Raw genomic sequence first — 18,950 nt, 5'->3', positions numbered from 1 at the left:
TTTGCTTCAATGCGGGTGGTCCTCCGTGTGCGGAGGCCGCAGGATGAAATCAACTATGCGTTATGGGAGCGCACCCGTCGGCGCGACGATGACGACGTCTTTCAATCTTAACCTTTCCGCGCCCCACCGGCGCCGGTTTCGCGTTGGCTGCACGACGGCAGGTTTCCTGGCTCGCGGGTCGCGGCATCTGGCAACCTTCCCGGGAGTCCCAGTGGTTCATTTGCCATGTGCTCGCCGCTTACAGTTGCGGGGGCAGCTGCGGAGTTCAACCGCATTCCCTTGAAACCCTCTTGCGAGGGACCGTCGCCTCAATCGATAAGTGACGCCCTATGCTTCGTCAATCGCCAAGCACGGCACTCCGACCGTCCGAAAGTATCTCATGACCGCCGCGAATATACCGCCGCTGACGCTCGTCCTGGGCGGTGCCCGGTCCGGCAAAAGCGTATATGCAGAAAGCCTTTTGACCGCGCTGCCACCGCCGTGGGCTTATGTCGCGACAGCCGAGCCGTTCGATGACGAAATGCGCCAACGGATCGATATTCACCAGCGACGGCGCGGGACGGGCTGGGTTGCACATGAAGCGCCGTTTGACCTTGCTCGTGTTCTCGCCGGAAAGGCTGTCGAGACGCCTTGCCTCATCGATTGCCTGACGCTGTGGGTTTCCAATCTCATCCTTGCAGATCGCGACATCGTTCAAGAAACGGAAACGCTGATTGCTGCGCTATCCAAACGGGCCGCGCCCTGTATCATGGTTTCCAATGAGGTCGGGCTCGGGATCGTACCCGATAACGCGCTAGCGCGCCGCTTTCGCGACGAGGCTGGACGGCTCAATCAGCGTATCGCGGCCGTTGCCGATCGCGTTGTCTTCGTCGCCGCCGGGTTGCCGATGAATTTGAAAGGCTGAACGTGAATAACAATTCCGATACGCACACCGATGATGCGGAGCGCCATAAATCGAAAATGGCGAAACGCAAAGCCGTGCAGGATGCCGAGGTCGCGGGCAAGACAATCGAAAAGGGCGTACTGCTTGTTCATACCGGTCCCGGCAAAGGCAAATCGACCGCTGCATTCGGATTGGCATTGCGTGCACTCGGCCACGGTTGGCGGATCGGGGTAGTCCAGTTCATCAAAGGCGCCTGGCATACGGGTGAGCGCGATGCTCTGGCGCGGTTCGGCGATCAGGTTTCGTGGCACACGATGGGGGAAGGCTTTACGTGGGAGACGCAAGATAAGGCGCGCGACATTGCCGCTGCGACTCGCGCTTTCGCCAAGGCTCGCGAGCTGATGGCCGATCCGACGATCCGGCTTCTCGTTCTGGACGAGCTAAATATCGCTCTTCGCTACGATTACTTGCCGCTAAATGAGGTGATCGAGGCGCTTCGTAACCGACGCGACGACCTGCACGTCGTCGTCACGGGGCGCAATGCCAAGCCGGAACTGATTGCGCTTGCCGACGGCGTCACCGAGATGGGCGCGGTGAAACACCATTTCGCGGCGGGCATCAAAGCGCAAGAAGGCATCGAGTTTTAGCGGTTTATCGAGTCGAATTCCTCAGAGGGCCTATGCCAGCGCGAGCGGTGATGTTTTCTGGAACGGGCTCGGACGTCGGCAAGTCGCTGATCGTTGCGGGATTGTGTCGGCTGTTCGCCAATCGCGGCATTCGGGTTGTGCCGTTCAAACCGCAGAACATGTCAAATAACGCTGCGGTGACGGCGGATGGCGGCGAAATTGGGCGTGCGCAAGCGCTGCAGGCACGAGCCGCCCGGGTAATGCCGACCGTACATATGAATCCCGTTCTCCTGAAGCCTCAGAGCGAGACGGGTGCGCAGATTATCGTCCAGGGACGGATGACGGGTATGGCGGGAGCCCGGGATTTTCAAACAAAGAAGCGCGATCTTCTGCCTGCTGTGCTTGACAGCTTTGGGCGATTGAAGGGCGATCACGATCTTATCCTGGTCGAAGGCGCAGGAAGTGCGTCGGAGATCAATCTGCGTGCGAATGATATTGCTAACATTGGATTTGCGCGCGCTGCGAATGTTCCAATGATCCTGATCGGCGATATCGATCGCGGCGGGGTCATCGCGAGTCTGGTGGGCACGAGGCATGTGCTCGCACCAGATGACGCCGCAATGATTCAAGGATTTATTGTCAACAAAATGCGCGGCGATGCTTCGTTGTTTGCCGATGGCATGACGGCCATTGCCCGAATGACAGGTTGGTCGCCGCTCGGACTTGTCCCCTATTTCGATGAAGCGCGGAAGCTTCCGGCGGAAGATGCACTCGGGCTGCGCGATCTCTTGAAATCTGAAAAAGCGGATAGGTCGGGTAATCTGCGCATCGCCGTTCCCCTACTGCCTCGCATTTCGAATTTCGACGATCTCGATCCACTGCGGAATGAGCCGAATGTCTTTGTGGAATTGATCGAACGCGGGCGACCTATTCCAGCCGATGCCGACCTCATTCTGCTTCCCGGATCGAAGACGACGATCGACGACTTGGCCGTTCTGCGCACGGAAGGCTGGGATATCGATATCAAAGCGCACGTTCGCCATGGCCGGCGGGTTCTCGGGTTGTGCGGCGGCTATCAAATGCTGGGAAGACGCATTTCCGATCCGCACGGGATCGAGGGGCCGATCCGGACAGTGGACGGTCTCGGGCTTCTTGATATCGAGACGGAGTTGAGCAACGACAAGAAACTGGCCGAGGTGGAAGGCTTCCTTTGCGGGTCGAATGCGGCTTTCAATGGCTACGAAATGCACGTCGGCCACACGTCGGGGCCCGATCTCGCAAGACCGTTTTTGAAATTTTCCGATGGGCGAAACGATGGCGCCGTTTCGGCAGACGGGCACGTCAGCGGTTGCTATGTGCACGGTCTTTTTGCATGTGATGAAGCGCGTCGCGCGTTTTTGTGGGAACTTGGCTCCCGCAGCTCGGACGAAAGTTATGAAAGCTCAATCGACGATATTTTGGATCGTCTTGCCGGGCATCTTGCGCAGCATATCGACGTCGATTGTTTGCTCAGATTAGCGAAATAAACGCGAGGGCAAGTAAAACGGCGAGCATCAATGCCCAAGCTACGCTTGAAAGCTGAAGCGCGTGCGTTATGTCGGCCGCAGTGACGTTGCGGCGGCCGTCGCCCATATAGGCATCTTCGACGCGCGCCGTTCCATACGTTTTGGGGCCGTTGAGCCTTAACCCCAGCGCACCGGCCATAGCGCTTTCCGGCCAGCCCGCATTTGGCGAACGATGATGGCGGGCGTCGCGGCGCATGGCGCGCAGCGCCTCACCCGGTGAACCGTTTGGCACAACACAAGCTGCCATCGTGAGAAGCAAACCTGTAAGCCGAGAGGCTGGCAAGTTCACGACATCGTCGAGGCGCGCCGCGGCCCAGCCGAATTGCTCGTGGCGCAGCGTGCGGTGACCAATCATGCTGTCCGCCGTGTTGATGGCTTTGTAAGCAGCAAGCCCTGGCAATCCGAGCACAGCAAACCAGAACACAGGCGCCGTCACGCCGTCTGATGCATTTTCTGCCAGGCTTTCTATTGCGGCGCGTGCGACGCCATGTTCGTCGAGCGTTTGCGGATTGCGCCCGACAATGCGGCCAACGGCACGCCGTGCAGCTTCGAGCCCTTTGTCGTCGAGGGCGCGGGCAACGTCGCGGACGTGCTCGTAGAGGCTTCGGCTGGCGATCAGCGTTGAGGCAAGCAAAGCTATGACGAGTTTTCCAAGCCATGATGGCTCAAGTGCGCGCTCGATGACCCAAGCGATGATGACGGGAACGGTGATGATCAACGCCAGCGCCAGCACACCAAACGTTTTTCGTGTCGAGTCACTCAGATCATCACGGTTGAGCGTCTGATCGAGCTTGCCGATGAGCGCGCCGATCCAGATTACGGGATGGCCTACAGTGCGATAGAGGCTTTGCGGATATCCAAACGCCGCCTCCGTGCAGAGCGCGGCAATCAGAACGAATAGCGCCGTCGCAACGGACATCATCGCGATGCGACTTCCAACGGCACGGTCATTACGTCGATGCCGGCAACGCGCCGAGCGCTGCGGCCATCGCGCTCGCCTGCTCGGTTGCATTGGCGGCGTCGGCATAGCGCAACGCTTCGCCAATCATGATGAGCACGGGCCCATCGGGGTTCGCCGCGCTTAGCGCAGCTGCTATCGCGCCGACGGACGAGATGAATACTTGCTGGTCCGGCCGTGTCGCGTTTGCGACCGCGATGGCAGGCGTGTTTGGATCGAGACCATGCGCGATCGCGATTTCCGTCAGTTCAGCAAGCGTCCGCTTCGGCATGTAGACGACCGTCGTTGCGGCCGTATCCGCCACCGCACCCCAATCGATATCGGCCGGGAGGTGGCCGCGCCGGTCGTGTGCAGTAATAAATTGCAGACGGCGCGCATGGTCACGGTTCGTCAGCGCAACTTTGAGGTTCGCCGCTGCGCCTTGCGCCGAGGTCACGCCGGGAATGACGTCGATGGGAACGCCCGCTTGCTGGCACGCCTCGATCTCTTCTCCGGCACGGCCGAAGATGAGCGGATCACCTGACTTGAGGCGAACGACCTTCAGTCCGTCGCGCGCTAATCGGATCATTTCGGTGTTGATGTCTGGCTGCTTGCATGATTTGCGATAGCCTCGCTTGCCGACATCGATTAGCTTCGCGCCCGGCCGGATGAAATCAAGGATCGGCTTGGCGACGAGATCGTCAAAGAGCACAGCGTCGGCGGACTGCAGGGCACGCAATGCCTTGATCGTCAGGAGGTCAGGGTCGCCAGGCCCTGCGCCGACCAGCGCGACGGCCCCCTTCGCAGCAACGTGCTGTGGATGCTGCGATGGACCCCGTTCAGCCGATCCCAATTCCGAATATCGCGATTCGAACGGTGTTCGCGCCTGCCAGCCGTGACGTTCGAGCTCCGGATCGAGATGCTCTTCCTCGGGCCAGCCGAGAAGCAGATAGCCGATGAATTTCCAGTTCTTCGGGACACCGAGCATTGTGGTAACCGCCGACGGATCGACGATAGATACCCAACCGAGGCCAAGCCCGGCTTCGCGTGCCGCGAGCCATAGAGTCGTGACCATGCACGCGCACGAGCTATCGAGCGTTTCGGGCATGGTTTGACGGCCCAGGCCGTGCCCCTGGGCGGCATCGCGATCGCAGAATATCGCAAGGTGCACAGGCGCAGTGTCGAAGCCCGCAAGCTTCAATTTGTTGTAGAGGCTGGCCTTGTCATCCTTATAGACCTCAGCCGACTTCCGGCGCTCGGCTTCGAAGGACTTGGCAATTGCCGCACGAATGCCGGCGTCTTTCACATTCAGGATGCGCCAGGGCTGGCTGTTGCCGACGGAAGGCGCGAGATCGGCAAGACGGAGCAGCCGCTGGATTATGTCATCCGGTACGGGATCGGTCTTGAAACGGCGTACGTCGCGACGCCAGCGAACGAGCTGCTCGAGTGTCGCTGGCGCAGCCTGGGCTGGTACGTGCGTGTCTTTTTTGCGAAAGGTCATCGGCAAAGGGTTATCAGGCTTCGGACGTCATCGCACGCCCTCCGCCCTCATATAACACCTTTGATCCGCCAGCAGAGAGGCCCGAGGTCGCAAGCGGCCCCGAGCCCCGCGCCGCAAGAGCCGCAATTCAGGAACCTGCGTCCTCAAGCAAGTCGGCCTGTTTCTTCAGCAGGCCGGACACTTTCGCGACCGGAATCTCGAATTCCCAGCCCTTCACGAGGGCGGACATGGCATCGGCGTCTTTCTTGGCGTCGCCGTCGCCCGAAGGTTTGACGGTAACCCAAGCCTGTTTATCGTCTGATTTTAGGTCCAGTTCGACCTTAAGTCCCTTGTCTGTCGTGAAGGTCGCTTTTCCGGCATCCTTCAGCGTATCAGATGCTTTGGCCTTGCGAACGTTTTTGAAGTCAACGTAGCTCGCTGACTCGATAATCTCGTCAACGGTGTTTACGTATTTCAGTTTCTTGCCTGCGGGCATCTGGGTGAGCCTGAAGCTCTTGCCGTCGCTATCGCGCTCGATGTCATAAGCCGACTGGCCGGCGACCTCGATTGTCGCGGTCTTGATCGAGTCGGTCGGGATGTCGACGACGCGTGTCTTCACCCAATCATGAAGCTCCGCGGTGGCGTCGATCGCCCGGTTGGCGAGCCAAGCTTGGTCCTCGTTCGGTTTACGCACGTAGCTGCCGTTCTTGTTGGTCCCGAATGCATCAGCTTTCTTGTTGCCGACAACGATCTCCGCGATCGGTCGATCCTTGTCATCGAGAAATCGGATCAGGCGCGACGATGCTCCGTTGACCTTCGGATCGCTCAGGCCGAGAAGGCCGAGCTTATCTTTCTTTGCGGTCTTGCGTTCGACGAGTTGCGCGTCGGATGCTTCAAGAAGAAGCTTTCTCACCGAGTCAGTACTGGCCGGGTAGTCTTCCTGACTCGCTATTACCCACTTGCCGTTCTTATCAGCAACTTTGACAATTTTTCCGCCCTGATTGATCTCAATTGCCGCGATTTTATTTTCATCGGCTTTCAATGCGGGCAGCATCGTCTGAGCTTGGATCTTGCCAACTGTCCAAGGTCGCGTCGTGACATAAGCAGTGACAGCCACGGCCAGCGAAAGAACCGCGGCGACGAGAAGAATCGCAAAATTCTGCGGCTTCATCGGGTGTCCCTCCTCAGCGATCGTTTTTGTTCCGACGTCGACGCGAGCGACGCCATGAAAGTCCTACCGCTGCTGCGCCCAGCATGAGCGGCACCAGACCGATATTCGCGAATTTCAACCACCCGTCGAGATCGTCGATGTTCTGGCGGAGCGCGAGCTTAACCTTGCGAAGCTCGCGGCGGGTATCAAGCATTTGACCCCGGAATTTTTCAACCGCCTCCTGCTCTTTATCGGTAAGGATGACGCCATTGCCGCCCTCGCCCGACGACTGAATCTTCTGCAGTTCCTCTTGCGCGGTCTTGAGCTTGCCTTCGAGCGCTTCTTCTTTGGTGCGGAATTTCTGCTCGGCGTCGCGACGTAAATCTTCAACGAGGGTGAACGGACGTTCCTTCACGCCGCGGCCGCGGAGCGCGATCAGAGCATTGCTTCCCGAAAGATTTTCGAGTGCGCCGACAACGAATGAGGCGTTGTTCGCCGTCGGAATGACGACGTTCTGCCCCATCAGATTCCGGTTCACCCAGAACTGATCCGCAAGCAGATCGGTGTCGGCGACGACAATGACGTTGATCTTACCGGATTTGACCTGTGCAGGCTTCACCTCCTTGACCGCGGCAGTCTTATCCGATGCGGATGCCTTGTCCGATGCGGCTGCGGGCTTTGAAGCGTCTGCGGAAGATTTATTGTCCGTGGTGCCCTTCTTATCCTTGTCCGCGGACTTGGTTTTATCGTCCGCTTTCTTGGCGTCGGCGGGTTTCGGCGGTCCATCGGGGAAAGCCGTTTTTGTTTCTCCCGAAAGACGTGCGGCGAGAACGAGCTTGTGACCTCCCGAGACGTAATTACGAAGGAGCGCTATCGGATCAGCCCCAAATCCAACTTTCTGCGGCGGAATGATCTGCGCGTCGCTGCTGGTTTGGAGGATTGGCGAGAAGTCGACCGATGAGCCGTCGACCTTGCTCAGGACGCCTGCGGAGGCGACATTGATTTCGTCGATGCCTGCCGCAAGCACATCGTTCGGATTGATCGAGGACTTATCGAGACCAAGCCAGGCGACGAAATCCGTGACCATCGGCTCGCCGGTCGGCGTATTGCCGTTACCTCCACCAAACTGTACCCGACGGGCGTGACGGATGTCGGCCGCCACTTGCTTATGATCGAAGTTGACGCCCCATCCCTTCAAGAGCTTGGTCAGCTCTTCGCGTCCGTTGCCCTGATCCTGGAGAAGCTGCATTTCCGCCGACTCGGCGACAGGATCGATGAAGGCGAGGACCTTGCCACCCTTCAGGACGTATTGGTCTATGGCATAGGCAGCATCCGGCGTAAGCTTCGTCGGTTGCGCCACCATCAGGACGTCAATATCCGATGGGATCGATTTGACGGTCTGATCGATTGTCCGGACGTCGAAGAACTCGCGGATCTGGCTCATGATGAGCCATGGCGGCGTCGGCTGCCGGCGCATTGGCGATTTGCCGCCGTCAAGCGGCAACGATGTCATGAGGCCAATGGTGCGTTTCTTGGGATGTGCGAGCGCATAAACAAGCTTCGTCACGTCGTATTCGAGGAAGGATTCCCGATCCGGATCGAAGTACGGGATGGTTTGCTGGTTGTCAGTAGCGTTTGTCGCCACCAAACCGAAGTAACCTGTCTCTCCCTCAGCATTGAGGCGCAATCCGCGAAGACCGGCTGCTACCGCCTTGTCTTCTGCATCTGAAAACGGTTCCGGATCTATAATCGAGAGTTGCAGCTTACCGCCCGATATATCGCGGTACTGCTCAAACAGGGCCCTGACGCGGTCGAAATAGCGCGCAACGTCTGGCGAAGCCGACGCAAGATTGCGCGAGAAATAGAGTTGAGCGGTGATTGGTTCGTCGATGGATTTCAGGATCTCTCGCGTGCCCTTGGAGATCGTGAACAGTTTATCCTGCGTAAGATCCGCATCCCAGCCCCTGAGGCCGACGGACGAGGCAAGATTGGCCGAAAGCAGCACCAAGGCTGCGAGCGCCAGACCCGCCCAAGCCAGCGTCGAGCGCTTGAATTTGGCACACCACGTGACTAACGGCCCGAGTGCGCGCTTCAATGGTTCAAATCGTTCGCTCATGACCGGACCTCACTGCGCTTTCTTCTGGTCGATCGCGATGACGGTCGCGAATAGCCAAAATACGATCATCGAGAAGAAGAAGATGAGCGTCGGCAAGCTAACCACGCCTCGCGCGATCTGCTGGAAGTGCGAGAGGAAGCTCATCGACGAAATGGCGTTGGCGAAGAAGGCCGGGGTCCATGCCCGCAGCGCGTTCTGCACAAGATCAAGACCGCTCATCGTAAACAAGAAGCAAATGAGCGAGGCAATGATGAAGGCGATAACTTGGTTTTTCGTCAGTGTGGAGACGAATGATCCGATAGCGAGGAAGGCGCCCGCCATCAAGAAGCTTCCGAGATAGCTGGACAAAATCACGCCATTATCCGGACTGCCAAGAATATTGACGGTGATCCAGATGGGGAACGTCAAAACGAGTGCAAGGCCGATAAAGGCCCAGGCGGCGAGAAATTTTCCAAGAATTGCTTCGAAGGGCGTGATCGGGAGCGTCATAAGCAGCTCGATCGTTCCGCTCTTTCTTTCTTCTGCCCACAGCCGCATGGCGACCGCAGGCACGAGAAGCAGATAGAGCCACGGATGATACGCGAAGAACGGGAAGAGATCGGCTTGCCCTCGATCGAAGAAGCGGCCAACATAAAAAGTCAGTGCGCCCGTCAACGCCACGAAAACCGTTAGGAAGACGAGAGCCAATGGCGTGGCGAAATATGCGCGGAGTTCACGCTTCGCGATGATCCAGGCATTATCCCAGGTCTCACGCATTGTTGTTTCCCTCCTCGGACATAGTGATCTGGCGGAAAACGTCATCGAGGCGGCCGCGCTCGACGTAAAGTTCATCGACAGGAATGTTTTGCGCCCGCAGGACTGCGGCGATTTCCGTGGCGGTCATCGTCTTCTGACGGGGGATGGCTCGGAGAAGCAGATGGCCGTTCGGCTTACCTACTGTTTCGACGCTGGCGACGACGGGGGCGTCCGTCAGGGCCCGAATGGCCGCCTCTGCGCGGTCGGCAATGACTTTCAGCGATACCGCTCCGTGGTAGTGCATACGTTGCAGGAGGTCGTCAGCAGTGCCGTCTGCAACGATTGCGCCCTTGTTGATAACTACCGCCCGCGAGCACACCGCTTCGACTTCTTCCAAAATATGCGTCGAGATGATGATCGCCTTGTCGGCTGCCATATCGGTGATGAGCTGGCGGACGTGATGCTTTTGATTGGGATCGAGACCGTCGGTCGGTTCGTCCATGACGAGCACCGGCGGATCATGCAGGATCGCTTGCGCCAGACCAACGCGCCGTTTGTATCCCTTCGACAGCGTGTCGATAACCTGATCGAGTACCGGCTCAAGACCGGCGCGCTCAACGGCCCGCGCAACGCGTGACGCGATATCGGCGCCGCGAAACCCGCGTATCTCAGCGATAAAAGAGAGAAATGCACGGGTCGTCATTTCCCCGTAGGATGGCGCTCCTTCAGGGACGTAGCCAAATTTTGATTTGGCCGCCTTCGGTTCCTGAAAAACGTTAATTCCGCAGATTGAAGCTAGTCCAGCATCCGGTTCGAGAAACCCGGTAAGCATCTTCATCGTGGTTGATTTGCCGGCACCGTTCGGGCCGAGAAAACCGAGCACCTCGCCTTTGGCGACCTTCAAGGAAATGCCATCGACGGCATTAATGTCGCCGAACCGCTTGTGAAGTCCGACGGCTTCGATGAGCACCGTCATGGAGACCTCCCCGATGAAGTTGGATTGCGATCGATAGGGGGTGGACTATTCCAACAGCGACGTCATCTCAAGAGTTGAAACCCTTAAATTTCAGACACAAAAGCGATGAGAGAACTCTTCCGAGCAGAGCGGGAATAATTTCGCATTTGCGAAAATCGTGCGGAATTTTGGAGCCAGTTTAAGCGGCGATTATTTCTGTGCGTCTGTCCGCACAGCGTGCGAAGAAGTTGCATGAGCGACCGCGCAGCGCGTGCAGAAATTCTTTTCCGTAAGAGCGTCGTCGCGTCGGCAAGGCCGGCCGCATTTGCCGCAAAGATCGTGGCGTCCGGGCGTCACACCATGCTCTAGCGCAACCCGCTCGTCGAAGACGAAACATTCGCCGCGCCATAGGCTTTGCTCGGCAGATACGCGCTCAAGATAATTCAGTATGCCGCCGTTAAGCTGGTGAACATTCGTAAAGCCCTGCGAGACAAGATATGCGCTGGCCTTTTCGCAGCGGATGCCGCCAGTGCAGAACATCGCGATCTTTTTTTCCGGATTGCCCGATAGCTCTGAGGCCACATAATCGCGGAATTCGCCGAACGTGCGCGTCTTCGGATTTTGGGCGCGTTCGAACGTGCCTATTTCGACTTCATAATCATTGCGCGTATCGATCACGAGGACATCGGGATCAGAGATCAGTGCATTCCAATTGGCCGGATCGACACGATGTCCGGTCGCCTCGGAAGGCCGTAGAGCCGGAACTCCGAAGGTCACGATCTCGGGTTTGACTTTCACCTTCAGGCGGCGAAAAGGATGCGTCGATGCGTGTGAGAATTTCACCGGCAAATCCGCGAAGCGACTATCGGACCGTAGCATGTCGATAAGAGCATCGATGCCGTCCGTAGTACCCGAAACGGTGGCGTTGATGCCTTCGTGCGCGAGGAGGATCGTGCCGCGCAGGCTTCGGTTTGCGCAAAACGCACCGAGTTCGTCTCGAAGGGCATGCAGATCGTCGATTTGGACAAACTTATAGAATGCCGCGATTTTGACGCTTGTTGCAGATCCTTCGTAATACACTTTGTCGTCCATCGTCGTTTCATCGCATCACTGAATCCGTATCGGTGCTTTCAAGTGCGCCTCGGGTTCAGCGTATATCCTTACCGCTACTATCTTTGCCCGCTGTTGCCACCGGCGTTGGCCACAATATAGGCGCGAGAAGTTTTGCGGCTATCAGCTTCTGGCCCGCGACGCTCATGTGGTTATCGTCGAAATATAGGACGGTGCCATTCAAGTCGGCCTTACACCGGTCTTCGTTGCAGAGCGCCGCAAGCAGCGAGACATAGCGCGCATTCTCGGTCGTCGCGATCTTTGCCAGATCGGCATCGAGATCCCTGAGCTTCGACATATCCGGACGGAACGCATATTTTTCTGGCTCCTTACCTAGGAGAGCTTTTCTTGCAAGGGTCGCCGGGACCGGCAATTGATTTGGATGGGGTGGTACCGGTCCCATCAAAATTACGCTGTGTCCGGCATCCACGAGGGCATGCAGCACGGCTTGCAAACCACTTTTGAATTCCGTCGCGTACTCATCCGTCCAGCCAACCGAATTCGCCACGAGAATAATTTTCTTCGGCGGAAGGGAGACAAGGCGAGCGAGAACTTTTGCATTATACGCCGGGCATTCCCGTCGATCCGGATAGGTGAAGCCGAGTGCAGGCGGGCAGCCGGAGGCCGTAAGCTCTCGCACGCTTTCGTTTCTCGTTTCAGCGAGCGACGCCAGAGCGACGCTCAACTCGGCGCCGTGGCTATCGCCATAGACAATGATCGATGGTTCGACGGGCGCACCAAGGACACACGATTTATCAAAATCGCCTGCGAGCGAACCGTCGAAGTGGCACGCGCCCCGCTTCGGGCTCCAGTCTTGCGCGGCTGCTTCGATACTCAGGATATCCGTGGGGAAGCGGTTGGGCATGCCTCGCAGAAGAAGGACCGTAATGGCGCAAGCGGCAAGCGCACCAACGCTGGCGCCGCCCGCTGCGAACACCTTTGCAGGTGAGGTTCGCTGGCCCGTCCTGCGCCGAAACGGCGTTTCTATAAATCGCCATGTCAGGACCGACAGAACGAAGGCGGCGACGCTGATGGCAACCATTTGCGTCAGCGTGAAGGGTTGCACGAGGATAAGCTTTGCAAAGACGATCAGCGGCCAATGCCAAAGATAAAGGCTGTAGGAGATCAAACCGACAAACACAATTGGACGGATGCTTAGAAGGCGGGCAACAAGCGTCGTCCCTTCCCCCCAGATAATCAAAGCTGTCGCGACGCACGGAAGAAGCGCAGCATAGCCGGGAAAGACCGTCTTGCTGCTGAAGGATAAGATCGCGACGACTAGACCAAGCAATCCAAGCCCTGCAGCGGCCTCTCGCTGCCATGTAGCGGCGGGTTCAGGAACGAGGCGGAGGGCGAGCACCGCACCCGTTAAAAGCTCCCACATGCGGCAATGGATCAAGAAATAGGATGATCTCGGGTCCTGGGCCGATAGTGCGATGCTCAATGCCAACGAAAGCGCGAGCAAGAACCAAACCAACGCCGGCACCCAACCGCGGCGATGGCGAAAAGTTACCGAGAGCAGGAGCGGATAGAAGATGTAGAACTGCTCCTCAACACCAAGGCTCCAGGTATGGAGAAGTGGCTGCGTTGCTGCGGCCGGATCGAAATAGGATGTCTGGTGCGCGAACCAAACGTTGCTGACTGAAAATACAGCCGCCAGAAGGCTTGCCGCGTAAGTCTTCAACTCGTCAGGAAATAAAAGCGCGATGGCTGCCGCCGTGCAAACGGCACACACAAACACCAGCGCGGGTACAATCCTGCGAACGCGCCTTTCGTAGAAATTGACGATACTGAAATTACCGCCGCGCAGATCTTCGGCAATAATTTGCGAGATCAGAAAACCGGACAGGACGAAGAACACATCGACGCCGACATAGCCACCGGGGAACGCTTTCGTTCCGAGGTGGCAGAGCAGCACCGATACGACGGCGACAGCGCGCAATCCGTCCAGTTCAGCGCGGTATTTCAGTTTCAGGTCCCCCAGCCATGCCTCGGTCTGCTTCCTGCGGACCTGCTATAACGTAAGAAGGGGGCCATACCCAGCGCGGCGCGTCGTCATCCGCCGCCGATCCGGAACGGCTTACCCGTTGGACGGCAGCGCCCCGAAACGGATGGCGGAACAATCGAAGCCAGCGTAGGTTGGCTACTGGTGGTGGCACACGGCAATCATCCAGAAGTTACCGTCCTACCGCCGCTCAAAGGCTAGGTTTATGCTTGAGCGCGACAGGCTTCGTAATCGTATGGTCGATACGCAGATCGCGGGCCGCGGTATTCGAGATTCCCATGTGCTCGACGCCATGCGCTCCGTACCGCGGGAAGCTTTTGTCGATCCTCCTTATAAAGCATTTGCTTACGACGATGCGCCGCTTCCGATCGGAGAGAAGCAGACCATCTCTCAGCCCTATATTGTTGCAATGATGATCGAAGCGGCGGAGATCGATAAAGGTGACCGCGTGCTCGAGGTCGGGAGCGGATCGGGCTATGCCGCAGCCGTTCTCAGCCTGATCGTCTCCGAAGTCTTTGCAATTGAACGGGATGCCGCGTTGGCCGACACCGCACGGCGGCGCCTCGCGGATCTCAGTTACAACAATATCCATGTCCGTAGCGGCGATGGCAGTCTAGGCTGGCCCGAGGCGCAGCCCTTCGACGCGATTCTGGTTGCGGCCAGCAGCCCCCGCGTGCCTCCCGCGTTAAAGGAACAGCTGGCCGTTAGCGGCCACCTCATCATTCCGGTGGGAAAAACCGAGCGGCGGCAGGCTCTATTGAAGATAACGCGCACGAGCGAAAATGAATTCGTCGAGGTCGATCTCGGCCCGGTTTCGTTCGTTCCATTGATGGGCGCGGGCGGCTGGGGCGAAAAGAGCTTGGAAACGGACTAAAATCCGAATGCTCAGGGGCTAGAGTAAAGAGCGTCGGCGGGCCGGGAGTTATCTGCGCTTCCATCCGGTGAAAGGCTCGGTGTGACGCCGTCCTGCGCCTCGGTCTCTGTAATTGTCCCATATTTCTCGGAATTACTCGGCTGATTTCCGAAGTTGTATCCAAACAACACGAGTGCCAATACCGCGACAATCAAAGCCGCCATCGGAGACAACGCCGCACGTCTCGCTGGATTTACGGGCCGGGGATCACCCTCGCGCATGGACATTCGGGACTCCCATTGCTTTCCAATCCAATCTTGCCCCACAACCTCGTAGTATTGCGAGGGGTTCCGCGCAAACCGGATTTCTCCACTATGGAACGCGATATTACTCTCACGCGTATATCGCAGACAGCCTAGTTTGCCGTAACATCAGCGCTAAGCCAGCTTATGCGAAACAAGAAACCCAAAGATACTCATCTGGACTATGACCGTGGCGGTCATAGTCCGCGACCGGCGCATTCTAGGAATAGAAAACAAGTCGGCCCGGCGCCGACGTCCGGAGTTCCATCCAGAGCGCCGGAGACCGTACGAAAGAGGCTTCGCCAGGAGTCGCCCAAGAAAAGATAATACGTGCTTTAGATATGTCCGGAATTAGTTAAATCGCGTCGCCAATTTTTATTTATTTTCTAAATCTCGGGAAGAAATACCTGGCGGATATTCTTATTAACGCAATATTTTGGATTATTCTGCAAGCCTCTCGACAAGCGATGCGGTGCATTTGCGCCGAGGCATGATGCTGTAATTCGCTTGGCCGCCTGGCGCGGCATTACCTTCCTTTCTCGTTCGCTATTCTACCCGATTCATTCGCTCTCGAATGGCGGCCGTTTTGCGGCGGGGATTCGTAATCAATAATGCGGGCTTTGGCCCTCACATGCGTAGCTCAGGAGTAGGCTTCAATGCCAATGGACGACATTGCTCAGTTTGAACGCGGCATTGCAGAGCTGAACTCAGACGTAGACGTACTCCCGCTCAGAAAGCCGCGCAAACCGGCGCCCCGTAAGAAGCGCATCAGCGCGACGCCGATCCTTCACTTTCTCTCCACTCAGGCATTCGCAAGTCCTTTCGACGTGAACATGGCCGTCGATGCAGGATACAAAGTCGTCATTCCGCATACCAATGCCCGTTTGGATGACACCCGAGCGCTCGTTCAGGATGCGATTTTCTCGCGGCCGCCTGAGTATGGCTGCCGTACCGGCTTGTTCATTGGCGGCAAGGATGCACTGCTAGCGCTCGACATGCTGGCGGTCGCCAAATCGGCCCTTGTTCCTCCTTTCCAGCTCTCGGCTCTCGCAGATCCGGGTGGCTCATTTACGACGGCGGCCGCGATGGTTGCTTGCGTCGAGCACGTCTACCGGAAGAAGACCTCCCATTCTCTCGATGGCGCCAGCGTTGCCGTCTTTGGGGCGACAGGCGTAGTTGGCTTTGCGTCGGCGGTCATCGCTGCTCTCAACGGCGCAGACGTCAAGGTCGTCTCGCATATGGGCCTGGCGCCACTGCAGCCGCTCGTCCGTGCCGCCAAGCAACGCTTCGGGGTGAAGCTTACACCCGTGCTGGGTGGACGCGACTCCGATAAGACGAAGATCGTCGCGAATGCCGACATCGTTCTTTGTGCGGCCGCCGCGGGCATCCAGGTCTTAAAGACTAAACATCTTGCAAAATCCAAACGAACGGCAGTCGTCGCCGACGTCAACGCCGTTCCGCCCTCCGGCATCGAAGGCGTTGGTTTGTTCGACCTTGGGCAGCCTATCGCAAATACCGGCATTCTCTCTGTCGGGCCACTCGCCATTGGCGATATCAAGTACAAGACTCAGGCGGCACTACTGCGCCGGATGACCAAGTCGGAAGCTTCGCTCATGCTCGACTTCACCGATGCGTTCGCAACGGCGCGCGAACTGGTGCGGAAGCTGAAAAAGTCCTGACGGAACCAGACGACGGCACGAGAGGCACGGGTCCGCTCTGGACCCGGCGCCTGCTATCCCTCGCCATACGGTTCTATAAATCAGGCTTCGATGCCGCTATCGTCGATGGCAGCAGACTGTAACAGCTCCTGCTCGACTTCGTCGCGCAGTGTCGTCAATATCTGGTGGACGACGAGTAAACTCTCGCGGTCGAGAGATTTTAGATTTTGTTCCCCACCATAGATTATGTCTTGAAGGAAACGCAGGGCCGCAACAGAACTGATCGGCACATTATCCTCCGCCGTCTGATCGTTTGCGACTATATCTCAACGGCGACCAGCGTCATGACAAAAATCCTAGCTTAGGATTAAATCGGCATGCCTATTCCAAAGACACCGCTACTTGCTGTCGATTGCGTCATTTTCGATCCTTCAAACCGCATACTTCTGATCCGCCGAAAGAATGAGCCGTTCATCAATGAATTGGCGCTGCCTGGAGGCTTCGTGGAAATCGGCGAAACAGTAGAGGATGCATGCCGCCGCGAGATTCGAGAAGAAACGGCAATTAACCTCGGACCACTTTCATTGATCGGTGTTTACTCCGATCCTAGCCGCGACCCGAGGGGGCATTCGTGTTCGGTCGCATTTGCGGCGCGTACGACTACCACAACCTGTACTGCCGGGGACGACGCGGCGGAGGCAAATTGGTTCACAGATTACAAGGATCTCGTTCTGGCCTTCGACCATCGGAAAATATTGGACGACGCGCAGCGGTTGATGCCGACCCTCAAGTGATCCGTTTACGAGTGCGGAAACGATAGACATTCGGCCCTAGCAGCGGATGTTCGAGAGGGCGCGAAGGCCGGGGGAACGGCTTCAGCGTTTTTCCAAAAAGTGTGTTTGTGAAGGGATTACCAAAACCTGCTGAGTTGGAGTGTGCCAGGCTAAGCTGCAAGCCAACGACGGTGGCTTCTGCACGTGCTTCTTCGTTATAGCAATCAGACCGTGCAGCGAATCTCATCGCGGCGGAACAACTCCTTGGCGACGAGCGTTCTTCCCACACGTGTTAATGGAGGAACATCGCATGGGCGGCAATCTTATCTACTACGCTATCGTCTTTATCGCGGTTGCGCTTATCGCTGCGTTGCTCGGGTTTGGTGGCGTCGCCGGTGTGGCGATGTCGGGCGCGCATTTGCTGATTTCGATCGCCGTTATCGTCATCATTGCCGGCTTGCTAATCAGCTTCCTTCGGAGAGTTTAAAAAAAGAAGCCGGCGCGAAGCCGGCTTCTTAACAATCCATTTATTCCGCTCATCATTGCGTCGGCGGAGCATTCCAGAAATCACACTTATGATCGGCCGAATACTGCGCTGCAGAATATGCCGTCGATTGCGGGATATTCTGAGAAAATAGTTTAGGCGCATTCTTCTTATATTTCGGCCACGGAGAATTGCCCGACCCATTCGGGTTTCCGTTCTTGGCGAAGTGCGTCCAAGCCGCCACGAGCTTATCGGACAGCTTCGTTTCCGCGGCATTCAGGTCACGCGGCTGACCAGTCGCCTGGTCCAAGTTTACGCCCAGATTGCCGCCGTGATAACCGGGAAACAAGAACTGTATGTCGACGGTATGGGCCGCGAGCGGTTGGAAACCCGGCATTTTCGGGAAGTACCACGGGGCATTCTGATAAGCGAATTCGTAGCCGTACGTCGGCACGTAACCGGACATCAGATCAATCGCTTTCAAGGCAGTACACGCAGTCGGATCCGTCGTGACGTGGCCGTATGCGATCTGCGGATTGTTTCCATAGTTTGAAAGCGGATACTGCTCTGCTTTTGCGCCGGTAACTGCCGCAGCGTACTGCTCCGGCGTCATCGCGGCTTGGGGAGGTCCGGAGAAATATTCGGATATCGCGATGCCGAAGTTCCCTTCATCGCGAACGATTCCGGTCATGATGGGCATGCGATTGAACCTGCCGCTCTGCCAAGCCTCGCCCGGCTGCATAGGAATGATCGTGCCGTCGGGAAACACCTGACTTGCAAGGGGACTGTTTGCGTTCGGCGTTCCTTGCAACTGAAGGATCCGCGCTGCCGACAGGCTTCGCAAGCATTTCGCGGCTTTCGCACTCGCGTCTTGAGGACAGCCCGCCGCCGCTGCGAAAGCTTTGCCTTTGGCAAGGATCTGATCCGCAGTGTTCCAGTTCAGCTCGGGATAGCTCTGCAGGATCGCGCGGTGAAAAAGGCCGGCCGCTATCGGGGACAGAACATTAGCAGTCGTATCGCGCGCGCCCGCGGATTGTCCGCCGAGAGTCACATTCGTGGGATCACCTCCGAACTGCGCAATATTGCGCTGGACCCAACGAAGCACCGCCTGGACGTCGAGGATACCGTAGTTGCCCCACAGATGTCCCTCGGCATTGAGGGCCGGATTGGAGATGAAGCCGAACAGTCCGAGGCGATAGTTGATGGTAACGACGACGGTCGGAACGCCGTCGGGGCCGCCCGTTGCAAGCTTGCTGCCGTCGTAGTCGTTCGACTCGCCATCGACGTTGCCGCCACCGTGAATCCACACGATCACTGG

17 protein-coding genes, 1 pseudogene and 1 riboswitch are annotated in these 18,950 nt (G+C 57.5%); of the genes and pseudogenes, 7 read left to right on the top strand and 11 right to left on the bottom strand.

What is annotated here, in order from left to right; translation table 11 throughout:
• Nucleotides 1-139 precede the first annotated feature (139 nt).
• Nucleotides 140-320, bottom strand: a riboswitch (cobalamin riboswitch).
• Between the two features lie 59 nt (nt 321-379).
• The 3 genes from cobU to VHB22_RS01290 are packed head-to-tail and all read left to right on the top strand — an operon-like array spanning nt 380 to nt 3,035.
• A complete protein-coding gene (gene cobU, locus VHB22_RS01300) occupies nt 380-904 on the top strand; it encodes a bifunctional adenosylcobinamide kinase/adenosylcobinamide-phosphate guanylyltransferase (protein WP_325455139.1) in 525 nt (174 codons plus the stop codon).
• A 2-nt stretch (nt 905-906) separates the two neighbouring features.
• Nucleotides 907-1,530, top strand: a complete 624-nt coding sequence (cobO, locus tag VHB22_RS01295; protein WP_325455138.1) for a cob(I)yrinic acid a,c-diamide adenosyltransferase — start codon at nt 907-909, stop codon at nt 1,528-1,530.
• Between the two features lie 32 nt (nt 1,531-1,562).
• Nucleotides 1,563-3,035, top strand: a complete 1,473-nt coding sequence (locus VHB22_RS01290; RefSeq protein WP_325455137.1) for a cobyric acid synthase — start codon at nt 1,563-1,565, stop codon at nt 3,033-3,035.
• Here the strand turns inward: VHB22_RS01290 and cbiB are convergent.
• From cbiB to VHB22_RS01250, 9 genes and pseudogenes are all read right to left on the bottom strand, one after another.
• Nucleotides 3,019-3,993, bottom strand: a complete 975-nt coding sequence (gene cbiB, locus VHB22_RS01285; RefSeq protein ID WP_325455353.1) for an adenosylcobinamide-phosphate synthase CbiB — start codon at nt 3,991-3,993, stop codon at nt 3,019-3,021. The two genes, VHB22_RS01290 and cbiB, sit on opposite strands and share 17 nt — an antisense overlap.
• A gap of 31 nt (nt 3,994-4,024) precedes the next feature.
• Entirely contained in the window at nt 4,025-5,512 is a 1,488-nt protein-coding gene (gene cobA / locus VHB22_RS01280; protein ID WP_325455136.1) for a uroporphyrinogen-III C-methyltransferase, read from the bottom strand.
• A gap of 127 nt (nt 5,513-5,639) precedes the next feature.
• Complete coding sequence (locus VHB22_RS01275; RefSeq protein ID WP_325455135.1) at nt 5,640-6,662, bottom strand: DUF4340 domain-containing protein; 1,023 nt, start codon at nt 6,660-6,662, stop codon at nt 5,640-5,642.
• 13 nt (nt 6,663-6,675) lie between these two features.
• Nucleotides 6,676-8,757 (bottom strand): GldG family protein, encoded by a 2,082-nt coding sequence (locus tag VHB22_RS01270; protein WP_325455134.1) that lies wholly within the window; start codon nt 8,755-8,757, stop codon nt 6,676-6,678.
• Nucleotides 8,758-8,766: 9 nt separating this feature from the next.
• Nucleotides 8,767-9,513: an ABC transporter permease subunit gene (locus tag VHB22_RS01265; RefSeq protein WP_325455133.1), complete on the bottom strand. Its 747-nt coding sequence runs from the start codon at nt 9,511-9,513 to the stop codon at nt 8,767-8,769.
• Complete coding sequence (locus VHB22_RS16340; RefSeq protein WP_414652694.1) at nt 9,506-10,018, bottom strand: hypothetical protein; 513 nt, start codon at nt 10,016-10,018, stop codon at nt 9,506-9,508. The genes VHB22_RS01265 and VHB22_RS16340 overlap by 8 nt, the downstream gene beginning before the upstream one ends.
• A gap of 21 nt (nt 10,019-10,039) precedes the next feature.
• Nucleotides 10,040-10,414: pseudogene (locus tag VHB22_RS16335) on the bottom strand (ATP-binding cassette domain-containing protein); the annotation flags it as partial.
• Between the two features lie 243 nt (nt 10,415-10,657).
• Entirely contained in the window at nt 10,658-11,539 is an 882-nt protein-coding gene (locus VHB22_RS01255) for a rhodanese-related sulfurtransferase (protein WP_325455131.1), read from the bottom strand.
• Between the two features lie 55 nt (nt 11,540-11,594).
• Nucleotides 11,595-13,526, bottom strand: a complete 1,932-nt coding sequence (locus VHB22_RS01250) for an acyltransferase family protein (protein ID WP_325455352.1) — start codon at nt 13,524-13,526, stop codon at nt 11,595-11,597.
• A 241-nt stretch (nt 13,527-13,767) separates the two neighbouring features.
• Here VHB22_RS01250 and VHB22_RS01245 point away from each other — a divergent pair, with 241 nt between their 5' ends.
• Entirely contained in the window at nt 13,768-14,436 is a 669-nt protein-coding gene (locus VHB22_RS01245) for a protein-L-isoaspartate(D-aspartate) O-methyltransferase (RefSeq protein WP_325455130.1), read from the top strand.
• A 937-nt stretch (nt 14,437-15,373) separates the two neighbouring features.
• The gene (locus VHB22_RS01240; RefSeq protein ID WP_325455129.1) at nt 15,374-16,396 is read left to right on the top strand and encodes an NAD(P)-dependent methylenetetrahydromethanopterin dehydrogenase; all 1,023 of its coding nucleotides are present in this window, start codon (nt 15,374-15,376) and stop codon (nt 16,394-16,396) included.
• Between the two features lie 80 nt (nt 16,397-16,476).
• Here the strand turns inward: VHB22_RS01240 and VHB22_RS01235 are convergent, their stop codons facing one another.
• Nucleotides 16,477-16,665, bottom strand: coding sequence for a hypothetical protein (locus tag VHB22_RS01235; RefSeq protein WP_325455128.1), 189 nt, complete (start codon nt 16,663-16,665; stop codon nt 16,477-16,479).
• An 87-nt stretch (nt 16,666-16,752) separates the two neighbouring features.
• Here VHB22_RS01235 and VHB22_RS01230 point away from each other — a divergent pair, with 87 nt between their 5' ends.
• Together VHB22_RS01230 and VHB22_RS01225 are read left to right on the top strand one after the other, a co-directional pair.
• On the top strand, nt 16,753-17,169 hold the full coding sequence (locus VHB22_RS01230) for an NUDIX hydrolase (protein WP_325455127.1): 417 nt from the start codon (nt 16,753-16,755) through the stop codon (nt 17,167-17,169).
• 289 nt (nt 17,170-17,458) lie between these two features.
• Entirely contained in the window at nt 17,459-17,635 is a 177-nt protein-coding gene (locus tag VHB22_RS01225; RefSeq protein WP_325455126.1) for a DUF1328 family protein, read from the top strand.
• A gap of 52 nt (nt 17,636-17,687) precedes the next feature.
• On the opposite strand, the gene VHB22_RS01220 is transcribed toward VHB22_RS01225, so the two are convergent.
• Nucleotides 17,688-18,950 (bottom strand): carboxylesterase family protein (locus tag VHB22_RS01220; protein WP_325455125.1); only part of this gene is annotated, 1,263 nt, incomplete at its 5' end.

Source organism: Hyphomicrobium sp., assembly GCF_035548195.1.
Taxonomy (GTDB): domain Bacteria; phylum Pseudomonadota; class Alphaproteobacteria; order Rhizobiales; family Hyphomicrobiaceae; genus Hyphomicrobium_B.
Note: the sequence above shows the minus strand (reverse complement) of the source record. Positions and strands in the feature narration are given on the sequence as shown.